The organism is Exiguobacterium sp. s101 (genome assembly GCF_018617835.1).
GTDB lineage: Bacteria > Bacillota > Bacilli > Exiguobacteriales > Exiguobacteriaceae > Exiguobacterium > Exiguobacterium marinum.
Genome location: NZ_JACSKX010000005.1, coordinates 1 through 16678, shown reverse-complemented (window position 1 = coordinate 16678; position 16678 = coordinate 1). Strand labels below are relative to the sequence as shown.

Annotated in this window: 16 protein-coding genes, 8 tRNA genes and 2 rRNA genes; all 26 read right to left on the bottom strand. The window is 47.9% G+C overall.

Features of this window, described 5'->3' with window-relative positions; genetic code table 11:
* Window positions 1–10 precede the first annotated feature (10 nt).
* Entirely contained in the window at window positions 11–295 is a 285-nt protein-coding gene (locus KNO76_RS05685; protein WP_214702926.1) for a putative quinol monooxygenase, read from the bottom strand.
* 103 nt (window positions 296–398) lie between these two features.
* Entirely contained in the window at window positions 399–3053 is a 2655-nt protein-coding gene (locus KNO76_RS05680) for an MMPL family transporter (protein WP_214883435.1), read from the bottom strand.
* Window positions 3054–3056: 3 nt separating this feature from the next.
* A complete protein-coding gene (locus KNO76_RS05675; protein WP_078147853.1) occupies window positions 3057–3500 on the bottom strand; it encodes a MarR family winged helix-turn-helix transcriptional regulator in 444 nt (147 codons plus the stop codon).
* Window positions 3501–3584: 84 nt separating this feature from the next.
* On the bottom strand, window positions 3585–4091 hold the full coding sequence (locus KNO76_RS05670) for a GNAT family N-acetyltransferase (RefSeq protein WP_214702922.1): 507 nt from the start codon (window positions 4089–4091) through the stop codon (window positions 3585–3587).
* A gap of 19 nt (window positions 4092–4110) precedes the next feature.
* Window positions 4111–5067: an NAD(P)/FAD-dependent oxidoreductase gene (locus tag KNO76_RS05665; RefSeq protein WP_214883432.1), complete on the bottom strand. Its 957-nt coding sequence runs from the start codon at window positions 5065–5067 to the stop codon at window positions 4111–4113.
* 69 nt (window positions 5068–5136) lie between these two features.
* Window positions 5137–5658 (bottom strand): DUF975 family protein, encoded by a 522-nt coding sequence (locus KNO76_RS05660; protein ID WP_214883429.1) that lies wholly within the window; start codon window positions 5656–5658, stop codon window positions 5137–5139.
* 245 nt (window positions 5659–5903) lie between these two features.
* Window positions 5904–6122: a helix-turn-helix domain-containing protein gene (locus tag KNO76_RS05655; RefSeq protein WP_214702913.1), complete on the bottom strand. Its 219-nt coding sequence runs from the start codon at window positions 6120–6122 to the stop codon at window positions 5904–5906.
* Window positions 6123–6132: 10 nt separating this feature from the next.
* Window positions 6133–6612 carry a DUF2975 domain-containing protein gene (locus tag KNO76_RS05650; protein WP_214702911.1) on the bottom strand — a complete coding sequence of 160 codons (480 nt, stop codon included), beginning with the start codon at window positions 6610–6612 and terminating at the stop codon, window positions 6133–6135.
* Between the two features lie 115 nt (window positions 6613–6727).
* A complete protein-coding gene (locus tag KNO76_RS05645; protein ID WP_214883426.1) occupies window positions 6728–7291 on the bottom strand; it encodes a YdhK family protein in 564 nt (187 codons plus the stop codon).
* Between the two features lie 139 nt (window positions 7292–7430).
* A complete protein-coding gene (glmS, locus tag KNO76_RS05640) occupies window positions 7431–9227 on the bottom strand; it encodes a glutamine--fructose-6-phosphate transaminase (isomerizing) (RefSeq protein ID WP_214883423.1) in 1797 nt (598 codons plus the stop codon).
* Between the two features lie 359 nt (window positions 9228–9586).
* On the bottom strand, window positions 9587–10945 hold the full coding sequence (gene glmM / locus KNO76_RS05635) for a phosphoglucosamine mutase (protein WP_214700454.1): 1359 nt from the start codon (window positions 10943–10945) through the stop codon (window positions 9587–9589).
* Between the two features lie 36 nt (window positions 10946–10981).
* Window positions 10982–12262, bottom strand: coding sequence for a CdaR family protein (locus KNO76_RS05630; RefSeq protein WP_214702904.1), 1281 nt, complete (start codon window positions 12260–12262; stop codon window positions 10982–10984).
* Entirely contained in the window at window positions 12263–13123 is an 861-nt protein-coding gene (gene cdaA, locus KNO76_RS05625) for a diadenylate cyclase CdaA (RefSeq protein ID WP_026824856.1), read from the bottom strand. It lies immediately after the preceding gene.
* Window positions 13124–13249: 126 nt separating this feature from the next.
* The gene (locus KNO76_RS05620) at window positions 13250–13885 is read right to left on the bottom strand and encodes a hypothetical protein (RefSeq protein WP_214702896.1); all 636 of its coding nucleotides are present in this window, start codon (window positions 13883–13885) and stop codon (window positions 13250–13252) included.
* Window positions 13882–14457, bottom strand: a complete 576-nt coding sequence (gene sigW / locus KNO76_RS05615; RefSeq protein ID WP_012727640.1) for an RNA polymerase sigma factor SigW — start codon at window positions 14455–14457, stop codon at window positions 13882–13884. Before sigW ends, KNO76_RS05620 begins: the two co-directional genes overlap by 4 nt.
* Window positions 14458–14587: 130 nt before the next feature.
* Complete coding sequence (gene rocF, locus KNO76_RS05610; protein WP_034770785.1) at window positions 14588–15490, bottom strand: arginase; 903 nt, start codon at window positions 15488–15490, stop codon at window positions 14588–14590.
* A 201-nt stretch (window positions 15491–15691) separates the two neighbouring features.
* Window positions 15692–15767 (bottom strand) — tRNA-Ala (locus KNO76_RS05605).
* Window positions 15768–15784: 17 nt separating this feature from the next.
* Window positions 15785–15859 (bottom strand) — tRNA-Gly (locus KNO76_RS05600).
* Between the two features lie 6 nt (window positions 15860–15865).
* A tRNA-Lys gene (locus KNO76_RS05595) sits at window positions 15866–15941 on the bottom strand.
* A gap of 5 nt (window positions 15942–15946) precedes the next feature.
* Window positions 15947–16030: transfer RNA gene (locus tag KNO76_RS05590), tRNA-Tyr, on the bottom strand.
* Between the two features lie 6 nt (window positions 16031–16036).
* Window positions 16037–16109, bottom strand: a tRNA-Thr gene (locus KNO76_RS05585).
* Window positions 16110–16140: 31 nt separating this feature from the next.
* A tRNA-Val gene (locus KNO76_RS05580) sits at window positions 16141–16216 on the bottom strand.
* 4 nt (window positions 16217–16220) lie between these two features.
* Window positions 16221–16295: transfer RNA gene (locus tag KNO76_RS05575), tRNA-Glu, on the bottom strand.
* 5 nt (window positions 16296–16300) lie between these two features.
* Window positions 16301–16375 (bottom strand) — tRNA-Asn (locus KNO76_RS05570).
* Between the two features lie 8 nt (window positions 16376–16383).
* A 5S ribosomal RNA gene (gene rrf / locus KNO76_RS05565) occupies window positions 16384–16500 on the bottom strand.
* A 94-nt stretch (window positions 16501–16594) separates the two neighbouring features.
* Window positions 16595–16678 (bottom strand): 23S ribosomal RNA (locus tag KNO76_RS05560); the annotation flags it as partial.

The following is a 16678-nucleotide window of genomic DNA, read 5'->3' as shown; positions in this document are numbered from 1 at the left end:
ACAATCAGAATCAGACTTCATGTAGCCGATAGACCTCACGTACAGCGAGAAGCTCTCCGGCTTCATCACGATACGCCTGATAGTGCGACGAATGGATATGGTGATTGAGTGCATTTTCATCCTCGTACTTTTCATAGAAGACAAACGTACCTGGCGCATCAATTGCCTCGTGAAGAACGTACGCGAGACACCCTTCTTCCGCTCGTGACGGTGGAATCACACGGTACAACGCATCACGTAACGCCTCTTCTTTTCCGGGATGGGCTTTCAAGATTGCGGTAATGACGATTTCCATACAGTATTCCTCCTTAGATAATGGACCTGACTTTCTGTTCCCGAATCTACCGCAATCTATCCCAAAAAACGAATATCTCATCATACGAGACATCCGTTTCTGCTTATGACTTTTTCTTTGACCGGAATGGCCACCAGACACCATCGCCAAACGAAATCGTAATGGCTGGAATTAAAAGTGGTAACACAATCAAGCCGTATAGTAATAACCCGGTGATGACAATCGTTGCAATCTGGACGAGACTGAGCACACCTGACGGAATCATCGCACCGAACGTCCCGGCGAGGATGACCGCGGCAGTCATAATGACGGTACCCATCTTCGTCATCGAATAGATGAGCGCCTCACGGACCGCCTTCCCATTGATCGTCTCTTCCCGGAATCGATCTAACAGGAAGATGGAGTAGTCAATCCCAAGGGCAATCAACATGACGAAGCCAAAGAACGGAACGGCCCAGCTGATCCCGTCATAGCCGAGTCCTTCTACAAAGATCAGCTCTGTGATCGCCGCCGACGTATAGTACGTCAAGAGAAGCGAAGCAATCATATAGAGTGGCATGATCATCGAGCGGAACAGTGCTGTCAAGACGATGAACAATGTCACCAGCATGATCGCTACCGTTCGATTGAAATCATTCGTCGATGTTTCATTTAAATCGCTATTGATGCTCGAGATACCGGCATATCCGATGGTCGCATCCGCATACGGTGTTCCCGTCACGGCACGATTCATCGTCTCTTTGATTGTCTCGACGGTATCAATCGCTTCTGGCGAATACGGGTCCATCTCCAAGACGACCTCGAGTTGAGTCGCCATTCCTTCATCGAAGACATAGCGTTCGACGGCAGGTGAGAATTCATCCGATGTGAGTGTCCCTTCCGGAAGATATACGCCTGTCTCCCGAAGCGCATCTGCTTCACTCAACTGTTGTAAGAACGAAACGGCTTCGCCGAGACCAGACTCAATTTGCCCTAGCCCGTCGTTCGCTTCGCCAACGCCTGTGGCAAGTTGTCCCAATCCGGTGCTGAGTTCACCAACCTGAGAACCTTGTGCATTCAATGCAGACGCTGCTTCGTTGATTCCTGACTCGATTTGTGTGAGCCCTGCTGACACTTGGCCGAGCTGTCCGACTGCGGCCGGGATGTTTTGAGTCGCTGTCAATCCTTGTCCAATGAGACCAAGTTGACCATTTAACTGATTCAGCCCAGCTGCTGCTTCCGCAAGCGGTGCTCCAGCATTGGTTGAACCACTTGGCAATTGCTCGACGATCGCGTTTAGCCCCTGCTCAATCTCATCTAATCCAGTTTGGACATCACCGAGACCCGTCTGCGCTTCAGTCAAGCCTTCACTGACTTCGCCGAGTTGCGTATCGACATAAAAATCGTCGATGACTTCACCAGTCGGACGTGTGAGCGCACGAACACCGCTCACCCCATCAACTTTTTCAAGTTCGCTTGCGAACATTTCAATGTATGGGACTTCTGATTCTGTAATGGCTTGATCTTGTTTCAAAATGACTTGTACCGGAAGAGATTCCCCTTGACCAAACCCTTCAGAAATCAAATTCAGTCCACGAACCGAATCGTACCCGTCTCCAATCTCATCGACCGTATTGAACGAACGGGCATCGTCATACGTGAATAGGACCGGCACCGTAATCAATCCAACGACCAAAATCGATACGAACGGGCGATTGACTGACAATCGACTCAATCCAGCCCAGAGCTTGCTGTCGTGATGTTCGCTCGCCTTCTTCGATGGCCAAAACAGTCGCTGTTTGAGCGTCGCCATAAAGAACGGGACGACCGTGAAGAGAATCAGCAGCAACACCGCAATCCCGACCGCAACGGCGACAGCTGATTTAAAGATTGGAAAATCTGCAAATCCGATGGCAGCGAAACCGACGAATACCGCGAGCCCACTGATAAGGACTGTTCGTCCTGCCGTCTTGTACGTATTGACGATGGCGTCTTCGATGGCACGCCCCTCACTCAGCTCCTCTTTGTAACGGCTAAGAAGTAGAATACAATAGTCTGTCCCAATCCCGAACAAGATGGCGACAAGGAAGATCTGCGTGTAGTTGGACACCGGGAACCCGAACCAATCCACGAAGAATGCGACAAAGGATTGGCTCAACAGATACGTGAATCCGACCGCGATGAGCGGGATGAACGGGGTCACGATGGAACGGAAGACGAGAAGGAGTAATCCAAAAATCAACACGACCGTGATGATCTCTGTCTTTTTCAACCCTTCCTGGGCACTTAAGTTCACATCATTGTTAATGATTTCTTCCCCGGTGATATATACTGTCTCCTCTTGCGGGAGCACGTTTTCACGGACATCATCAGCAAATGCATTGATTTCTTCCGCCGTACCTTCTACCGTGATTGGGACGAGAACGATGCGTCCGTCTTCTGAGACAAGCTGTGCCTCTGTCTCCTCGTTTTCGAACGGATCGAGAACATCTGTCACGACCGTTTCATTTTGTTTAAGTTCTTCGATGACACGCGCGACATCTGTTCGCTCCGTCTCACCGATTGATTCGAACTCATAGACGAGGGAGATGGTCTTGTCACTCTTCGCGGCTTCATCTAAAATCGCTTGTGCGCGTTGTGAGTCCATGTCGTCCGCAAGTTGGAAGCTCCCTGCCTCTTCTGCTTGTTTCGTTAAGTTCGGTGCTGCGACAAATAATGCTGTCGTCAATACGATGAGGAAAATGAAAATTCCCCAGCGCCATTGAATGATTTTATGCATGTGTTATTCCTCCCCGATTCGGAGCAATTGCTTTATTTTTCGGAACGTCCGAACAAACTGCTCGATTTCAATTTCGTCTACTTCTCCATCGATGAGGGATTCCACATATCGATAGACGGCACCGTCCACTTCTTCGACGAGCCGTTTCCCTTCTGGGGTCAATTCAATCAATCGTTCCCGTTGATCTTGTCCTCGTCGACTCGTGACGAGTCCTTTTTCGACCAACTTTTTCAGACGATTCGAGACCGCACTTTTATGGACACCTTGTTTTTGCGCCAATTGCCCAGCCGGAGTTGGTCCAAACTGATCGAGTAACTTCAACAGTTGGAGCTGTTCACGCGAATACTCGCGCCATACGTCTCCCTCCATCGCTTCGATGACATGTTCCGTCCCATGGAACATCACTTCTTCAAACAACTGCACCGCTTCGCGCATCAATGCTTTCATTTTTAGTTTACCCCCTAAACTAGATGGTTATAGTTTATGCCCTAAACTAAATGGCGTCAAATAAAAAGACCGATAAGGAGTGCCCTATCGGTTCATAAATCTATATACAAACGTATAAAATGATAAAGTCTGCCCTTCCCATTCAACCTGTCGTACTTGATTGTTACGTGTAAAACCAGCGCGCATCAATACACATTGTGATGCGTGGTGATCGATTAGCGTCTCGGCAATCAGTTCGACATATTCCGGGAGATGGCATGCGAGCAGTTGTTGGAGTGCAGAAGTAGCGTATCCACGACCACTATAATCTTCCCCAATTCGATAACCCACCTCACCGACTCCATCTCTAATCGAATGCACATTCATACGCCCTATGATCGTGTCATTATGCCAAATCACATAATAGCGCCCTGTACCTTCAATTTGCTCGGTTAAAAGACGGTCTAACGCATGACGGAATCCCTGCGGTTCGTAGTATGTATCTCCTCGACTAGGGACAGAGCGTTCGAAGTAGGAACGGTTTTCACATTCAAATAAGTGAAGAGCTGATTGATCGTCAATACTTAACGATTTTAACTTAATCGAGTTCATATCGAAGTCTCCTTGATTTTCAACCTTCTATTGATTCTTGCACCGCTTCTGCCACACGTAACCCAGACAGATAGGCACTTTCGAATCGCGTTCGTCCGGATGGATCATCAGCTTCAAGGAAGACGTCCCCTGCTAAATAGATGGGATGATGGCTTACTTGATAAAACGGCTCATGCCATACATCTTTCGCTTGCGCGTAACGCCAACGTTTTAACTGCCGTGATTGGATACCGAGGTCTCCGACTTCTTCACGCACTAACCGCTCTATTTCAGCAAGTGTCTCTGCTTCCGGTCGCTCATACCACGCCTCACTCCACGCCTCTTCCATATAGACACTTACGAGTGGTGTCGCAGAGATTCCTTTTTGGCGATTATCGACGATTTTTAATACACCAGGTACCAGTTCTTGATCGAGAATACCGTCTGCTCCAATCTGTACATCACCGTCACATTCAAAAAGACCCACGAACGTCGGCGAATATACGAGACGAAGTAGCGCGGGCTTGATCTGGTCGACCAAACTCCCTAGTAGTTCGAATGACTGTGGAAGCGGTGCCGTCATCACGACTCGATCATATGAACGCGTCGTCACGTCTGTCTTGACTGTGACGGTTCCGTCTTCTTCCACTTGAACGTTCTCCACTCGTTCATTCAACTGTACGGTCAAATCTTCAGCTAAACGCTTAGCGAGGGCATTCATCCCATTAATCGCGACATAACGTGGATAAGGGTCGGCATACCAGACTTGTACCCAGTTCGCATTCATCCACGACTGTACCTCTCGTTCGAGCTCTTCTCCACGCACCGTGAAATATACCGCTCCATGGTCGGCTCGTCCATCACCGATTCGACGTGTCGCCAAGCGTCCCCCGACGCTTCGACTCTTTTCAATCAGTTCGACGACATGACCTTGACGCACGAGTTCACGCGCTGCGATGATTCCGCTCAGACCGGCCCCGATGATCCCAATCTTCATTCCGCATTCCCCTTTCTCTTCATGAAGATTGTAGCACGTTCATTCAATTCCCCCTCTGTTCGATATGCTTCAGGCTGGCTTGTTCCATTGTTCGCCGTACACCCGACGCGTATCTTCATACATGACAGCGAAGCGCGCAACTACTAACGGACGAACAAGGGAAGTCGCAACTAACAGCGACCAGGATGACAAAATCGGTAATTTGAAAACAATACTCAACGTGAAACCCGTCAAAAAGACCGGAATCATTGGCAGGATCAATTTAAATGCTTCCCATTTCTGTCCACGCATCATCCCACGAGATTTTGTAATTGCTTCTGTTGGGGACAAATGAGGCTCATCTCGCAATATAAAGAAAGTGAATGCGTAAGAAAAGTACTTTATGATTCCTGGAACGATTAGAAGCAGCCCCCACAATAGTTGGAAGAGAACCATGAGTAGGAATGTGGCCAAATTTAACCGGTAATTCTTCCGAAACGGTTTAAATACATCCTGAAAATGCAATTTCTTATTTCGCACCGTATCTAAAATGATCCAGCTGTATCCGATATACATTGGAAGAGACATCACATATAGGATGAGTCCAACCACACCGATCATCATAAGAATAGTAGAACTGTGTTAGATTCCGTAATACGTCGGATCTATCATAAGCCACACTTCTACTAAAATCGCCATTGCAAAAGACCAACCGATGAGTTTCCCCGTTTTTCCTTACAAGGCCTCATGTGTCCGTTCTGTCCATGTTTGAATCATTCTACATCTCCCCCTGACTGATACTTTTATATACGGAGCATAGTAAGCACACGTTTCAAATTCATATAAAAAGCAGAGATTCACTCTGCTCGTTCGACCGCTCGATATTCCAATATGTCTCCCGGCTGACAGTCGAGTGCTTCGCAAATCGCTTCAAGTGTCGAGAAACGAATCGCTTTGGCCTTTCCGTTTTTCAATATCGATAAGTTCGCCATCGTGATCCCGACTCGTTCCGACAGTTCCGTCACACTCATTTTCCGTTTCGCCAACATCACATCCAGATTCACAATCATCGCCATTTCTCTCACCTCATATCGTCAAATCGATTTCTTGTTTCATGTCGATGGCGCGCTTCAATAGTTTCTGTAACAATTCAGCGAAAACCGCAATGACAAATGCGGCGAAGACGAAGACGAATCCGATGACTAAAAATCCTGGCGAGTCGTCACGCTCAGCGAACCAATAGAAGAAGGGAAGCAACGCCGTATAGATAACCGTGATGGTCAATGCACAATACTTGATTACCCGAAGTACCTTCACCGCTTCATAGGAGAATGCCTCGTTCCGGTCAATCAATCCTAGTAAGATAAACGTCTGGAACAAAGCCATAAAATAGGGAACTGCCGCCACATACATCCCGATGACAATCGGACGCATCGAATTCGCAATCCATCCCCCGCTCTCGATTGCGTCTCGCCAAAGAAACGGCAGTAAAAAGATACAGGCCGCAAGAATCGGGAGCGACAAGACAATCACTGCTAGTTTCAAAAAGATGGTTTCCCGTTTCATCTGCCAAACACCTCATTTAGTTTTATTTTCTTTATCATATACTATGATTTATCGTTTATCAATAAATATTTATCGAAAAAAGTAGACCACGAGATGTACTCGAGGTCTACTGCATTCATTTCATTGCTTCTAATTCACTTTCGGTCACCCATTTATGATTTGTGACCTCTTCTCCGTCTTCAGTCGTGTAATCAACCATGTAAACGGTCGTCTCTTCCACTGTATCGATAGTCGCTTCTGCGCCGTCCATTCCTTCCATATGGTCGGCAGCCAATACGACCTCATCCCCTTCAGACAAAGGCGCCTCGTCCGGATTATCCAGTTCTTCGTGAATCACCCATTTATGATCTTCTACCGGGTCACCACCTGTAGTCGGTGTATAGCTGACGGCGTAGACCGTCGTATCATATGCACCGACAATCGTCGCCTCCACGCCTTCCATCCCTGGCATGTGATCCGCTGTCATCATCGCGGTTGATCCGATTGGATACGTCGGATCACTGGCTTCCATCAGCCCGTCTGGAACTTCTCCAGACCCCGAGTGATCCATCCCCGAATGGTCCATGCTTTGTTCTTCTGACATCTCCATCGAGGGATCATCTGTCGTATCCCCACAAGCGGCTAATGATGTAGCGAGTACGATGGTACCTAAGCCCATCATCCATTTTTTCTGTTTCATCGAATCTCTCCTTTATTCATACTCACGTTGAGTGTACCCATTCCTAAGAATGGACAGACGTTTTTGAGAGTATTACGATGATTTGTTAACGCATTGCAACAAAAAAGACCAAAATCCCGAAAAATTTTGGTCTTGAACATTATTCAACTGTTACAGACTTCGCCAAGTTACGTGGCTTGTCGACATCACAGTCGCGGGCAAGTGCCGCATAGTACGAGATGAGTTGAAGCGGAAGAACCGTCACGAGTGGCGTGAGAAGCGGTTCAACACGTGGAAGAACGAATGCGTCGTTCTCATGCTCCATTCCTTCCATTGAAATCGTACATGCGATCGCACCACGCGCCACAACTTCCTTGATGTTTCCACGGATGTTGAGGTGTGTGTTCGGTTGAGACACGAGCGTGATGACCGGTGTCCCGTCTTCAATCAAGGCGATCGGACCGTGCTTCAGTTCCCCACCTGGGTATCCTTCTGCTTGGATATATGAGATCTCTTTCAGCTTCAATGCGCCTTCGAGACCGACATATGAATCCAATCCACGTCCGAGGAAGAACGCGTTACGTGACTCTTTCAAGAACTTATCTGCAAGCTCTTCAAAGATTTCTTTTTGTGCCATGATCGAGTCCATTGTCGTTGCAACGAGTGCGAGTTCCTGCATGAGATCAAACGGAAGTTTCTTCCCGTTCGCACGAGCGATGTCGTATGCGAGAATCGCGAGGACGGCAATCTGAGCCGTGTATGCTTTCGTCGACGCGACCGCGATTTCTGGTCCTGCATGGAGGAGCATCGTCTCGTTCGCTTCACGCGAGAGTGTCGATCCTGCTACGTTTGTCAACGTGAGCGCTTTATGGCCAAGCTTTTTCACTTCGACGAGGACGGCACGGCTGTCCGCTGTCTCACCTGATTGTGAGATGAAGAGGAAGAGTGGCTTCTCTGTCAAAAGTGGCATGTTGTAACCGAATTCTGAGGCGACGTGTACTTCAGTCGGTACACCTGCAACGCGCTCGATCAATTGCTTCCCGACAAGACCAGCGTGGTAACTCGTACCGCACGCGACGATATAGACACGGTCTGCTTCCGAGACGAGCTCGCGCACGCCTTCCGTGAGTTCGATGTCACCGTTCTCGTTCTGGTAATGCTGGATGATATTACGGATGACGGCCGGTTGCTCGTCCATCTCCTTCAACATGTAGTGCGCATACGTACCCTTCTCGATGTCTGACGCATCGATCTCGGCCGTGTATGGTTTGCGTTCGAGCACGTCGCCGTCGAGCGTCTTGATCGTCGCCGATTCACGCGTAAGGATGACGATCTCGCCGTCGTGGAGCTCGAGATACTGGTCTGTCACCTGGAGCATCGCCATCGCGTCCGATGCGACGACGTTGAACGTGCCGTCCCCGAGTCCGACGAGGAGCGGTGACTTGTTCTTTCCGATATAGAGGCGCTCTTTGTCCTCTGAGTCGATCATCGCGATTGCGTACGAACCGTGGAGGTCAGCTAGCGTCTTGCGGAACGCCGCCTCGACATCGCCGAGCTCGACGAAGTGTTTCTCCATGAGCAAGACGATGACTTCCGTGTCTGTTTCTGAGAGAAACGGGACATCAAGCGTCTTCTTGATGAGCTCGTCATTCTCGATTACGCCGTTATGCACGAGCGTGAAGCGTCCTGTCGTGCTCTGGTGCGGGTGGGCGTTCGGTACACTCGGTACCCCGTGTGTCGCCCAACGTGTGTGGCCGATTCCAATCGTGCCGTCTACTTCTGCTGGGATGATTTCGCGTAGCGCAGCAATGCGACCGACTTCTTTGTGAACGTTGACATTATCATGCATCAACGCTAGACCTGCCGAGTCATAACCACGGTACTCGAGTTTTTCAAGACCTTTGAGAAGGACTTCCTTCGCTCCGGTATTCCCAATCATTCCTACAATTCCACACATAAATAAATCTCCTCTATTCTTCGATTTCTCGAAAAAGGAAACGGGCTTTTTCTAAGAGCTGTCAACACACACTTCTTTGTCCGTCCGGTCACCCGGGCGTTTTAAAAGTATGCTTCTCGTCGTGACAGGCGACGAGGAGGCATCCGCCGAAATCTCGATAACCTCCAACCTCGTCAACTCCGCAGAGTTCTGGCGCTTGTTCGTACTCTTGTGTCCTTCCGTTTCCAAGGTCACGCTCTTAATAGTACAAATCACACCCCCATTCGTCAAGAAAATCCGCTGTTTTCTCGATGACAAAACGGAAACAAAAAGGGAATCCAATGTTGGATTCCCTTGTGTTATTCCCGCTTTTGAGAATTTTATCCTTCTAAACCGTAATCTTCGCGAACAACTTGCGCGATTCGTTCAACGTAACGGTCGCATTCTTCCGCTGTCGGTGCTTCCGCCATCACACGAACGAGAGGCTCTGTTCCCGATGCACGGACGAGAATTCGACCGTTTCCGCCCATTTCTGCTTCCGCTTCTTGAATCGTTGCCAAGACACGCTCTCCGTTCATCGCATCGTTTTTATTCGTCACACGAATATTTACGAGTTTTTGCGGATAAACAGGCATCTCAGCCGCCAATTCAGAGAGTTTGCGGCCCGTCGATTTCACGATTTCTGCCAACTGGACGCCCGATAACATCCCGTCACCTGTTGTCGAGTGATCGAGGAAAATCAAGTGACCCGATTGTTCGCCACCGAGTGTGTACTGGTGTTTTTTCATCTCTTCAACGACATAACGGTCACCGACTGCTGTCTGGAGCGCTGTCATGCCCGCTTCTTCAACAGCTTTATGGAACCCGAGGTTACTCATGACCGTCGCGACAATCGTGTTGTCTTTGAGACGCCCTTTTTCACTCAAGTATTTCCCGCAAATATACATAATTTTGTCTCCATCGACGATTTCACCGTTCTCGTCAATCGCAATCAAACGGTCCCCGTCACCATCAAAGGCAAGGCCCATGTCCGCTCCTTTTTCACGGACGAACTCTGCTAAGTGCTCAGGATGTGTCGAGCCGACACCTTCATTGATGTTTAGACCGTTCGGCGAGTTTCCGATTGTGGATACGTTCGCTTCAAGGTCAGCGAAGAGACGTGCTGCGAGCCCACTCGTTGCCCCATGTGCACAGTCGAGCGCAATGTGAAGGCCATCGAAGTCTTCTTCAACGGTTTGTTTCAACATTTGAAGGTATTTTTGTGCCCCTTCATAATAGTCCGACACGAAACCGAGATCTTTCCCAGTCGGTCGTGGGAGCGTATCTTCCGTAGCGTCTAAAATATCTTCGATTTCTTGCTCAGTCGCATCATCTAATTTAAAACCATCGCTACCGAAGAATTTGATTCCATTGTCGGCTACCGGGTTGTGCGATGCCGAAATCATGACACCGGCTGTCGCATCTAGCGATTTTGTTAAGTATGCAACTCCAGGCGTTGAGATGACACCAAGACGCATCACTTCTGCACCGATTGAGAGAAGTCCGGCAATCAATGCACCTTCAAGCATATGTCCTGAGATGCGTGTGTCACGACCAATCAATACTTTTGGTTGTTCGCCTTCTGGCAAATGTTTCGACAACACATAGCCACCAGCACGGCCTAAACGATATGCTAATTCCGCAGTTAACTCAGAGTTCGCGACACCGCGAACTCCGTCTGTTCCAAAATATTTACCCATTAGATTAAATCCTCACTTTTGTATGATTGAACATCTTTATTGAATGGAAGATGTTTCTGTTTCTTCATCGACGCTCGTCAGTTGAACATCAATCGTCTTCGGCGAGACAACCGTCACGCCTTTTGGTACTTCGTAATCGACATCTACCGCGTGTGTCCCACCTGGTAATCCTGTCAAATCCAATGTCACGTTAACACTGTTCGATGAAATGGTCTCGAGAAGGGACCGCTTTCCGGACAGAGTGACACTGACCACATCTTGCGTTTGAATCGTATAATTGGTTCGGTCGTACCCCCGTACGTTCACTGGAACAGTCATCCGAATCCGCTCTGTCAATTCGCTCGTGTCATCTTTCGTCTCATCACTCGGACGAATCAGCACTTGAACTTCTACTTCTCTTTTGTCGAGTGACGTGGCCCCTTCAGGGAGACGGAGAGTAACATTTACTTTCTCAGACTTCTTCAAATCATCCAGTTCAATCGGCTCTGTCTCGACTCGATCGAGTTTATCGAGCACCTCTTTTGATCCAAAGACACGAACTTCTGTTTCACCTAGTAATGTATCTACTAACCTGAAGTCGTCCGACACTTCTCCGCTCGTGACGACCTCAATCGGAATCATCACACTCTCATTGTAAATCGGGACAGTCACATTGATGATATTCGGGTCGACCGACACATTCAACGGATTCCCGTTCGCATCTAAAATTGTCGGTGGAATCTCACGAGTGAATGTCTGATTTTGATTCGAGACATCCACATTTAACGTGATTTCTTTGACATTTTGAATGCGACTCGCACCGCCTGTGACTTTGATAGTCGACGGTTCGATTTCAACATCGCCAGCCACTTTCCCTTCCGGTAATTGATCTTTATTCAACAGGTTCACAGACACCGGAACTTCAATCGTTTGCTTCCGATCAATGTAAATTTCAACTGTCTCTCGATCCAATTTGACATTGACGTCTCCACCGAAACCTCGTGCCTCGACTGGGACGCGATGAAATCCGGTTCCAAGGTTGGTCAAATCGACAAACACTTGATAATCTTTCACCAGTTTGGTCATCGTTAAACTACTTGAGGGACCTTGAAGCTCAACACCCATCTCCTCAGGCACGTTGTATGCGACATACTGCACCTCATCAAAAAACACTTCGACCGGTACATCGAGCGTCATGGAACTTTGTCCAACAATCGGCAAAGCGCTAGAAGCGTTGTTCGAGGAACTGGTCTCAGCGACCATTAAGTATAAAAGGACGGCTAAAGCAAGTGCGATGAAGCGGAGAAACCACTTATGTTGTAACCACTGATCAATCACTTACTTATCCCCTCCTTTTTTGCCGAAGAACGAGAGGGTCGCCTCTTTTTCTTCGATGACGAGTTCTTGAATTAATTTATTACGAAGCGCTTCTTCATCTAACTCTCGATATAAGCGTCCTGCGATCGCGAGAGAGACAGCTCCTGTTTCTTCTGACACGGTGAGAGTGACGCTATCTGTCACTTCACTGACCCCAATGGCTGCCCGATGTCGTGTCCCGAGGGCCTTATCGATGTGTGGACTTTCCGAGAGCGGCAAATAGCAGGCTGCTGCCGCAATCTTTCCATCTTGAATAATCATCGCACCATCATGGAGTGGTGTGTTTGGAATGAATAAGTTAATAATTAATTGGGAAGTAATATGCGAATCCATACGAATGCCCGTCTCCACATACTCGTTTAATCCCGTATCTCGTTCAATCGCAATCAACGCACCAATCCGCCGCTTTGACATATATTGCGCAGAACTGACGATGGCTTCAATCATTTGGCGTTGTTGCTCTTCATCACTTGTTCCTGTACGCCCGAATAAGTTGCTCGTCCGACCGAGGTGCTCAAGACCACGTCTCAATTCAGGCTGGAAGATGATGATAATTCCGAGAAGACCGTATGTGATCACCTGATTTAGCAAGAACTGGAGCGTCTTCAACCCGAAGAAACCACTCAAGAACCAACTGACTAGAATGATGGAGATTCCTTTAATTAACTGGACTGCTTTTGTCCCACGTACAATCATCATTAACTTATAAATGACATACGTGACGACGACGATATCTAAAACATCGTTCAAATAATCGTACCAATGTACGTTTTCTGAAAGATTTAAAAATGAGAAATATGATACTTGTTCAAGTAGCGGCAAATGCTCCCCTCCTCAACTACCTAGCTAAATCGTGCAAATTCCATTATATCATCATTTTTGTATATACGCATTGCGTCACACCAAAACGAAACGAGATTGAAACGAAAAAAGACGCCGGAAGCGTCTTTAGAAAAGTTGTTTCATCGAATACCAGATCCACTCGAACATCTGATCGATTTGTTCAAGTTCACCTGTCACTTGCCCGGCACTTGCTAAATACGCACGACCATTGACAGCTGTCGCGTCACCTTGGACGGTACCTTCAATCCGTAAATCGCCACCTTGGACGGTAATGTCTTTCTCGACAGTAACACCCGCTGGCACAATCACTTCATTCTCTGATACGACGACACCTGGTACTTTTGTATACGTCATCGTCTCCGAAGCACTACTCCATAATCCAAGTGTCGCACTAGACATCAAACTAAAGAATAGGACTGCGGCAATCAAACCTGGGTGGCGCTGTAACCAAATCATTTGTTTTGAATGTGGCTTACGCTCTTTGCGCACAGGTTTGGATAACGACACAACCGTGTCAGGCCCTTTTTGCACCGGTGTTTCAGGTATAGCGGCCATCACACGGGTCGTAAAATCCGCTGATAACTTTGGACGAGGCAATGCTTTCAGTTCTGCGTCGATTCGTTCATATTGTAGATAAGACTCATATAATTCATCGTCTTCTAACAATTGACGCAATTCGTCAGATTCTTCGGGCAAAACGCCATCTTCCAAATATTGTTGTACTTTTTCTTCAGGAGTCAATTGAACCCCTCCCTATTTTGAAAGATTGTTTTTAACATTTCTCTTCCCCGGAAGATCCTTGTTTTAACTGTTGCGACCGGCATGTCAATCATCACACTAATTTCTTTTAGCGACAAATCATCCACATATTTTAATAGTAAGGGAATGCGGTATTTGTCCGGAAGTTGTTTGATGGCTTCATGCATCTCACTTCGAATTTCGCGATGAACCACTTGGGCATCGGGTTGAGGTGCTTCATCAGCTAAGTGGTCTTGATAAGTCAAACCGTCTGTACCCGCAATTTCTGCATCCATTGAATACTCCGGTTTCCGTTTCCTCAATCGATCGATGGCAACGTTCGTCGTAATTCGATAGAGCCATGTTTTGAACTTGTATTGCGCATCATACGTATCAATTCGTGTATATGCACGTATGAATGCTTCTTGGGCAGCGTCTTCCGCTTCGCCACGATCATACAAAATTTTATAGGCGATTGCAAAGACGCCATCCTTGTATAGTTCTACCAGCTCGGCAAACGAATCGTGATTCCCCGCCCTCAATTCGTCAACCAAACGGGTGGTCAGCCGTTCCATCAATCCACTTCCCCTCTCCGCAACACATGCGGTCATTTCTATATACGTCTCACCAGTTGAATTAGTTTCATTAAAGTAAAAAAAGTTTCCACCCCCATTGTAGCAAACGGGTTTGGAAACTGTAAGGAAATCAGACGGTTTCGCCTTCCAATAACAGGTTTTCTTTAGATTTTATAATCGTTTCACACAGACGGTAGGCCAATTGAGCCGTCATGTCGTCCCGGTCTAATGCCGGATTCAATTCGACGAGCTCTACGGCAATCAAATCTTCTGCCTGCATCGCTTCTTTTAAAATCGCTTTGGCCTCGACTTCTGTTAGACCACCATCAACCGGTGTTCCTGTACCCGGAACGAGTGACGCATCGAGACTGTCCATATCAAAACTGATATAAAAACGGTCTACTCGTTCACGAAGATAGCTGAGCGCCTCTTGCATGATCACATCGACCCCACGCGTACGAACTTCTTCTACGGTAATGACTTTTATACCGAGTCGATTGATTTCGTTTATTTCTCCTTCATCGATATCACGAAGGGCAATATACACCAAATGATTTGGCGATAACTTCGAATCACGCCCACCTACTTCTGTCAGACGTATATCCCCCATCCCCATAGCTGCAGCAAGTGGCATTCCATGAATATTACCAGATGGTGAGGTATCCCCCGTATTCAAGTCAGCGTGGGCATCTACCCAAATGACACCAAATGGTCCCGTTTTTGCTAGTCCTGCGAGTGTGCCGATTGCCATACTATGATCGCCCCCAACGATCAATGGGAATCGATTCGCTCTAATTTCGCTATCTATCACTTCTGCCAATTCCGTAACAGTGTGCAATACACCATCTACCCGCTTCAAATGTTCTTCATTTTCACGAATTTCAGATTCCGGTAACACGCGTATCGTTTGTTTAACCGTCCCTGTCGGAAGAAGTTTCTCCATCCCTAATTCGTTCAACTTCATCGGTCCTTGATCGACCCCAAGTTTCCCCTGACCATAACGAAGTGGTACATGAATATATGACCATTGCATCGCCATTCCCCCTTTATACGCTTGATAGTTAAATTGTAAACGCTATCATTCATTTGGTTCAACTCGGCACTATTATGAATAAACATGCAAAAAGGCAGCCTGAATGGTGGCAGGCTGCCTTTCTCTGTACTCTCAAGTGAATGGTTCATGGTTTTAGGCAAAAAAAAACTTAAGTCATCAATAACTTAAGAAAAAAACATATGGTGGAGCCTAGCGGGATCGAACCGCTGACCTCCTGCGTGCAAGGCAGGCGCTCTCCCAGCTGAGCTAAGGCCCCATGAATGGGTAAGAATATGGAGCGGAAGACGGGATTCGAACCCGCGACCCCGACCTTGGCAAGGTCGTATTCTACCACTGAACTACTTCCGCAAAAAATGGTGAGCCATGCAGGGCTCGAACCTGCGACCCTCTGATTAAAAGTCAGATGCTCTACCAACTGAGCTAATGGCTCAAACCTGGTGGGGGGGGGCGGATTCGAACCGCCGAACCCGAAGGAGCGGATTTACAGTCCGCCGCGTTTAGCCACTTCGCTACCCCCCCGAGGAGTGCCGGCGAAAGGATTCGAACCCTCGACCCTCTGATTACAAGTCAGATGCTCTACCAACTGAGCTACACCGGCATATATATAGGTTTGAATTAATAAATAAAGATGGTGGAGGATGACGGGATCGAACCGCCGACCCCCTGCTTGTAAGGCAGGTGCTCTCCCAGCTGAGCTAATCCTCCATATTGGTGACCCGTACGGGATTCGAACCCGTGTTACCGCCGTGAAAGGGCGGTGTCTTAACCGCTTGACCAACGGGCCTAAATTGGCTCCGCAAGTAGGATTTGAACCTACGACCTACCGGTTAACAGCCGGTTGCTCTACCACTGAGCTATTGCGGAACGATCTTGCCTGGCAACGTCCTATCCTCACAGGGGGAGATCCCCCAACTACTTTCGGCGCTGAGACGCTTAACTTCCGTGTTCGGCATGGGAACGGGTGTGGCCGTCTCGCTATCGCCACCAGACAAAATGAATATTAACACCGCGTCATACGCATGTCAATATTGTTTTAGGGCTTGTTCCCTGAAAACTGAGGATTCATCAACACAAACCATAGACTAGATCAAAGCCTCGACCGATTAGTATCATTCAGCTCCACGTGTCACCACGCTTCCACCCATGACCTATCTACCTCATCGTCTC